Here is a 5,907-nt window from a genome sequence, read left to right on the forward strand (position 1 = left end):
GTCATTGGCCGCCTGCACGGTCACGCCCTGAATCAGGTCTTCGAGCCGGATCGACGACTTGAGCTTGGCGAACATCGTCGATGTTCCCGAAGGCGCGCCACCCTTGCGCCAGGCGTTCTCGCTGACCACGAACGTATCGTCGAGCTTCAGGCGGCCGGATTTGATGGCGTTGAAAACCACTTCCATGGTCATCAGCTTGGCCATCGAGGCCGGCGGTATCGGCTTGTCGGCCTCCTTGGAAAACAGCACCGTCCCGGTCTCGGCATCGATCATGAGGGCCTGCGCGGCCTTGGTTTCGAACAGCTGTGCACCGGCCGGAGCCTGGAAAAACAGCAGCAAGCCTAAAACCAGAAGCCCGGCGAGAGGCGGGAGCAAGCGAAATTGCATGATGTTCGACCCGTTGGCCGGCACCGCCGGCAAGCCCGCGAAAAGTATCAGGCTTTTTGCGCGGCGGATCAACCGCGCAGCGGAAATCCCACCAGGCTTGCGCTCAGTTGCGCACAGCCAGTGCATCGGGCGCGCCATGCGACCAGGCAGCCTGCAGCAAATCATCGAGATTGCGGTGGCCATCGGGATAGAGATTGACCGAATACCAATCCTCGCCATCGAGTTCCGAACGCTGGATCTCGATCTTGCCGTATGCGGCAAGCTGAGCGGCAACACGCTTGGCCTCCGCTGCATCCTCGAACGAACCAGCCGCGACGTAGTCAGTGGACGGACCGGCCGTTGGCGGCTGCCGTTTCCATGATTGGAGCACATCGGCCGGCGACATGCCGTCGCCACCCATCGCGGCGAAGGCATTTGAGACGCCGCGTTCGACCCGCTCGTCGGCATAGGACAGCGAGGCCACGGCAAACGGCGATTGCGGCGGCAGATTGATCTGCGGACGCTCCGGCACGATCGGGCCGAAATCCGGAAGCGCCAGATCGCCATACGCCGACGACTGCGTCGACATGATCGGCTGGACAGAACCGGAATCGGTCAACTGGCCCGGAAACGGCACGGCAGCAGTGCCGGCAGGCAGGCTTGGCGACGGGCCGTTCATGGCGACCATGACGCCGGTCGGCAGTCCATCCGACGGGTCTGGCGCCCTGTTGCCGGGATGATAGGAGGCCATCAGATACTGGTCGTCATCGCCGTCGAGCGGCGCGCGGCCGACATATTCGACCTTTACCTGAGCGGTGCCGGTGTTGGCATAGTCAAGCATCTGGGCAGCGCGCTCCGATACGTCGATGATGCGGCCTTCGTGATATGGGCCGCGATCGTTGACGCGAACGATGACCGAACTGCCGGTCTTGAGATTGGTGACGCGGGCATAGCTTGGCAGCGGCATGGTCGGGTGCGCCGCCGTCAGATGGGTCATGTCATAGACTTCGCCATTGGCGGTAAGCCGGCCATGGAAGGCGTCGCCATACCAGGAGGCGAGGCCGACCTTGGCGTAACGCTTGTCTTCCTTCGGGTAATACCACTTGCCGCGGACCTGATAGGGTTTGCCAAGCTGATCCCTGCCGCCGCCACGTTGGATGCGCCCGTTCCGGGAGATCACACGCGGGCTTGCCTTCACGCCATATTCGGATTCGGCGAAATATTCCTTGGAGCGGGTCTTCTTGTTGACCATCGCTTTCGGCTCAGGCTGCGACGCGCAGGCAGCCAGCAAGGCGGCCGACATGGCGAACAACGCGACGGTAGCAGCGCGACGAAGACGCGGTGGCGTCACAGCCTGCATTTTCCTGATGTCCCCTTCAGTCTCAACTCAAGGCGTCGCGTTCAACCACCAGAGGAGCCAAAACACTCACCCGACAATACCAACGACGCTTAAAACCCCGATCCTTTGTGCGCAGGAATTGCTTATCACGGTATTAACCGATTGTGGCCGCAACCGGGCAAGATTGTGGCGTCTCCACCGTAAGAGCTCTCTGAAAAGTAACGGTTTTCGTGCTTCCACGCGAGAGATGTGATGCCCTCTGCCACAGAAAGCCTGGCTTCGCTCCTGCCCGCCGTGCCTGCCGGTTGACCGGGCTTTGTCGGGCAGCGGACCGACCGCCGGAACAAAGAAATGCGCCGCTAGTTTCATCCGCAGGGCACTCGAACAGAAGGACGAGCATGATGAAAATGACTTCATTGATGGTCGCGATCGCGATGTCGCTTTCTGCCGGGTCTGCGATCGCCGCATGTCCGGACAAGTCAGCTTCGAACACCGGGACCGATGCCGGACAGACCGCCGGTATTTCGAAAGATGGAACCCACGCGCCTTTAGAGACTCCGAAGGCCATGGGCAACGCGAACAAGCCAGCCGCCAAGGATGGCACCACGATGCCATTGGCGGGCGCTGAAGGCGGGGGCGACAAAAACCTTGCAACCTCGCAGCAGGATATCGAGGCGCAGCAGCACGGTGATAAGGCCGCGGCGGCAAAGGCGGACGAAAATTGCAAAGACTGAGGACCGTACAGGCCGGAGCCGATTTGCAGCTTCGGCCTTCCTCACCAGTAGCTGTTCCCTTGGCGAAAGTTAAATCTGCGGGATACCGCAGCTGTCCCAAGAGGCTGACCCGTAGGATTACCTCCGCCCAATTCCGAGGATGGCTTGGTCGGTAGGTCGCGCCCTCGGTTGGGCCTGCACGAAAGCCCTCCAGCGTCAGGCTTCTTGTGTTCGCGCGCAAACCTGTACATCGCCAGTCGGCGGGCTCCTTCTTCATCATGCACCAATGGGATAGCGAGTTCCGGTGCTCGATTCCGAAAAACTCAGCGCCTGCCAGGACGGCAGGAACCGACACAGTGGTGGTTGACGCAGCCCTCAATGCCGCTTTACAGGAATGAGGCGTGAACCAGCCGGGAGCGCCTTCGGTGCCAATCCGGCGCCACAGGCCAAACGAGTTGGCCCCGCGCTGCCCAAATGGTTGAAAAACCACGATGGAGGAATGGCCGAGCGGTTTAAGGCACCGGTCTTGAAAACCGGCGTGGGTGCAAGCTCACCGTGGGTTCGAATCCCACTTCCTCCGCCATTCGATCGAGAAGGGCAGCATACAGAGCATACAGAGCATACAGAACTGAGTACGCCGATTTCCGCCTCCGTGGACGTAAGGGCGAAGCGTCAAACATCATGTCTGCTTTCTCCTGACCTTGGGCGTCAGCACTGGTAACCCCCCTGCTCATTCGACGTTCTATCCCTTGCATCGACCGCAATCAGAGGTATGCTAACACTTCATTCTGGTTGTATATTTCGCAAGGCTTATGGGATATTCGATCTCTCACGAGCGCCTGTCGGTAGTGATCGGTCGCATATATGAGGCCGCCTACGATCAATCGATTTGGCTTGACGTGGTCCTTCAGTTGCAAGCCATGTTTCATGGCTCCAGAGCCTGTTTCTCGGGCATCGACTGGGCCAATGTCGAGGATAGCTTTTGCGTCTCACCGAGCCGCGACCCCTATTGGGACAGGATTTTCCTTGACCATTTCGCGACCAACGAACTCTTTGCGCCGCGTGTGGCCGCGCCGCTTGGCCGGGTTTTTAGCGACACCCAGTTGATTGGGCGGCACCGTATTGAACGCACCTCCGTCTGGAACGAATGGATGATGCCGCAGGACATGTATGACGGCATGTTCTGCAATCTGCGCGCGTCGGAAAAGAACTACTGGTTTTTCGACGTGCAGCGAGGCCGAGGGCAGCCGGCGTTCGACGCCGATGATCGTGCGATGCTCGCCCTGATCACACCTCATCTGGAGCGCGCTGCGGGTTTGGGCCGACATTTCGAGGCGCGGCCTGTGCTCCAATCGCTGCTCGGCCACCTGCCCTTCGCCGGCTTTGTCGTCGATCCGCGCCTGCGCATCCTTGACATGAATGACGCCGCGCAAAGACTTCTGGTACAGCCGATCACTCTGCTGACGGCGAACGGTGGCCATCTGGCCACCTCCGATTCCACGCAAACCCAAATGCTGCAACGTGCGGTCGCACGAGTCTGCCGGGTGGACGAGAGCGAGTTTCCCAATTCGGCTGCCGATTTGATCTTGCGGTCGGAGCGCGGCGACCAACTGGTATTGTCGATTGGATTGTTGCCCGACGGCGAGATGTTCGGCCTGTCGGCTGGACCTTGCGCGGTGGTGCTGGCGCGCGAATCACGTTTGGCCCTGTCGACGAGCTTAGCCGATCAACTGCGAAAAACCTTTGGGCTGACAGGGAAAGAAGCTTCCGTCGCGCTCGCGCTCGCAAGCGGATTGTCCTTGAAGGAAATAGCGATCAGGGAAAACATGGCCTACGGCACCGCACGCGTTCATCTGGACAAGATTTTTCGCAAGACAGATACGCAGAGGCAGAGTCAGCTCATTGCGCTGCTGAATGCATTTCGTCTTCTGCCCTAACAAGCTGCAATAGCACATTAAGGTTCTTCGAGTGCAGGGCGTTGCGACTGTGGCGAGCCAGCGACAGTGCGCCACTCTTTGGCCGGTCTATGGCATTTGATATATATATCGCCCACCCATCATCCGTTATTGCGAATCTGAAGCACTGATTTGCTCGAAGCATTGCTTTGCTTGGGCTGTTCTGATGACGGCAGATTGCATTTATTGGACGATGGGGCGGGCCTATCATGAGACTCTACGGTTTTTCGGCAGACAAAGCCTACCCACTCGTTTCCTTGCGCGCGCAACTCCTCTCGCAGGCCAGTCGCTCGGCACTGCGTTTCGCAATCGGCATGGCCGGTTTCGCCGGCTCGGCTGTTTTCTTTTCCCCGCAGGCGCAGGCGGCATGTACGGTCACTCTGGGAACTGATGTGCAGTGCGGCACCACCTCCACGGTCAATGCCGTCAATCCGGCTGCTCCTCCCAACGACCGGGGCTATTCATTTTCTTCACCGTTTACGGCCCACCTCGCGATCGATGCCGGGGCGACGGTCAGCGGATTTGGCCTCGCGATCGAGAATACCGGCAATGGCGCCGTCATGGTCGTCAACAACGGCACGATCAGTGTCGATGCGGGCAACACGCCAACAGCCGGCGGGACCGCGGCACTCAATATCGATGCCGCCTCCAACCTGATCACGTACACAGGCAGCGGCGCGATCACCAATAACGGCAGTGGCGATGCCTTCGCAATAAAGCAGAATGGCCTGGGCTCGATCGATGTCGATGCCACCGGCGATATCACGGCGGCTGCCGGCTCAGGCATTGTGGTGCGTAACACGGCGGCGAGTGGCTCCATCGATGTCACCACGGGCGCGGTGACGGCGCTGGCTGCTGGCATGTTCGGTATCGACGTCCAGTCGTCTTCGACGGCAGGCAATCTCACGATCGTGGCGAACGGCGATGTGAAGGCGGGCAATACCGGTATCTTGGGTCGAGTTTCCTCCACAGGAACTGGCAACATCGATATCACGGCGAACGGCGCCATCGACGCAGGCAACGGCATTATCGCGCAGAACTTGGGCAACGGCTCGACGACGGTGAAGGCGATGGGACCGGTCACCGCGACAATGGCGTCGGGCCTTGGCGTCTTCGCTCAGGGCCGGGGCGATGTCTCGATAACAACGGCTGCGGTGACCTCGACGGGCGGTCAGGCGGTCTATGCAATAGGGACCGGCACAGGCACAGGCACAATCGATGTGACGACCAACGGCAATGTCTCGGGCACTGCAGGCATCCTCGCAGGTAACTCCGGCACGGGCATGATCAGCGTGATCGCCAATGGTGCGGTGACCGGCACATCCTTTGACGGCATCGTCGCGAACGGTGGTGGCGCGGTGGACGTGCAGGTCGCCGGCACGGTGATGGGCGCGCGTTCCGGCCTGACCTTGATCGGTGGCGCCAGCGGCACAGGCAATCTCTCGGTGACGGGCGCGGGCGGCTTCGTCGGCGGCAGCGACGATGCGGTGAATATTCAGAACTATGGCCCGGGCACGGTCACGGTCGATATATC

4 protein-coding genes, 1 tRNA gene and 1 pseudogene are annotated in these 5,907 nt (G+C 60.3%); 4 read left to right on the forward strand and 2 right to left on the reverse strand.

From position 1 onward, the window contains the following. Both EN991_RS20395 and EN991_RS20400 read right to left on the reverse strand, forming a co-directional pair. The coding region (locus EN991_RS20395; protein ID WP_164769231.1) for a serine hydrolase at positions 1–387 on the reverse strand (387 nt) is incomplete at its 3' end. 103 nt (positions 388–490) lie between these two features. Further along, a complete protein-coding gene (locus EN991_RS20400) occupies positions 491–1,726 on the reverse strand; it encodes a septal ring lytic transglycosylase RlpA family protein (RefSeq protein ID WP_027161639.1) in 1,236 nt (411 codons plus the stop codon). Between the two features lie 377 nt (positions 1,727–2,103). Here EN991_RS20400 and EN991_RS20405 point away from each other — a divergent pair, with 377 nt between their 5' ends. The 4 genes and pseudogenes from EN991_RS20405 to EN991_RS20420 all read left to right on the forward strand — a co-directional run. Then, a complete protein-coding gene (locus tag EN991_RS20405; RefSeq protein ID WP_013531580.1) occupies positions 2,104–2,439 on the forward strand; it encodes a hypothetical protein in 336 nt (111 codons plus the stop codon). A 472-nt stretch (positions 2,440–2,911) separates the two neighbouring features. Continuing rightward, positions 2,912–3,001: transfer RNA gene (locus tag EN991_RS20410), tRNA-Ser, on the forward strand. 229 nt (positions 3,002–3,230) lie between these two features. Then, positions 3,231–4,355, forward strand: a complete 1,125-nt coding sequence (locus tag EN991_RS20415; protein WP_127369403.1) for a helix-turn-helix transcriptional regulator — start codon at positions 3,231–3,233, stop codon at positions 4,353–4,355. A gap of 227 nt (positions 4,356–4,582) precedes the next feature. Continuing rightward, positions 4,583–5,907, forward strand: a pseudogene (locus tag EN991_RS20420) (autotransporter outer membrane beta-barrel domain-containing protein); the annotation flags it as partial.

The organism is Mesorhizobium sp. M7A.F.Ca.US.005.03.2.1 (assembly GCF_003997795.1).
GTDB lineage: Bacteria > Pseudomonadota > Alphaproteobacteria > Rhizobiales > Rhizobiaceae > Mesorhizobium > Mesorhizobium ciceri.

Excerpts from the sequence above, each read along its gene's own strand:
- EN991_RS20400 (WP_027161639.1), bottom strand. The coding sequence starts at position 1,726 with ATGCAGGCTGTGACGCCACCGCGTCTTCGTCGCGCTGCTACCGTCGCG.
- EN991_RS20415 (WP_127369403.1), top strand. The coding sequence starts at position 3,231 with ATGGGATATTCGATCTCTCACGAGCGCCTGTCGGTAGTGATCGGTCGC.
- EN991_RS20405 (WP_013531580.1), top strand. The coding sequence starts at position 2,104 with ATGATGAAAATGACTTCATTGATGGTCGCGATCGCGATGTCGCTTTCT.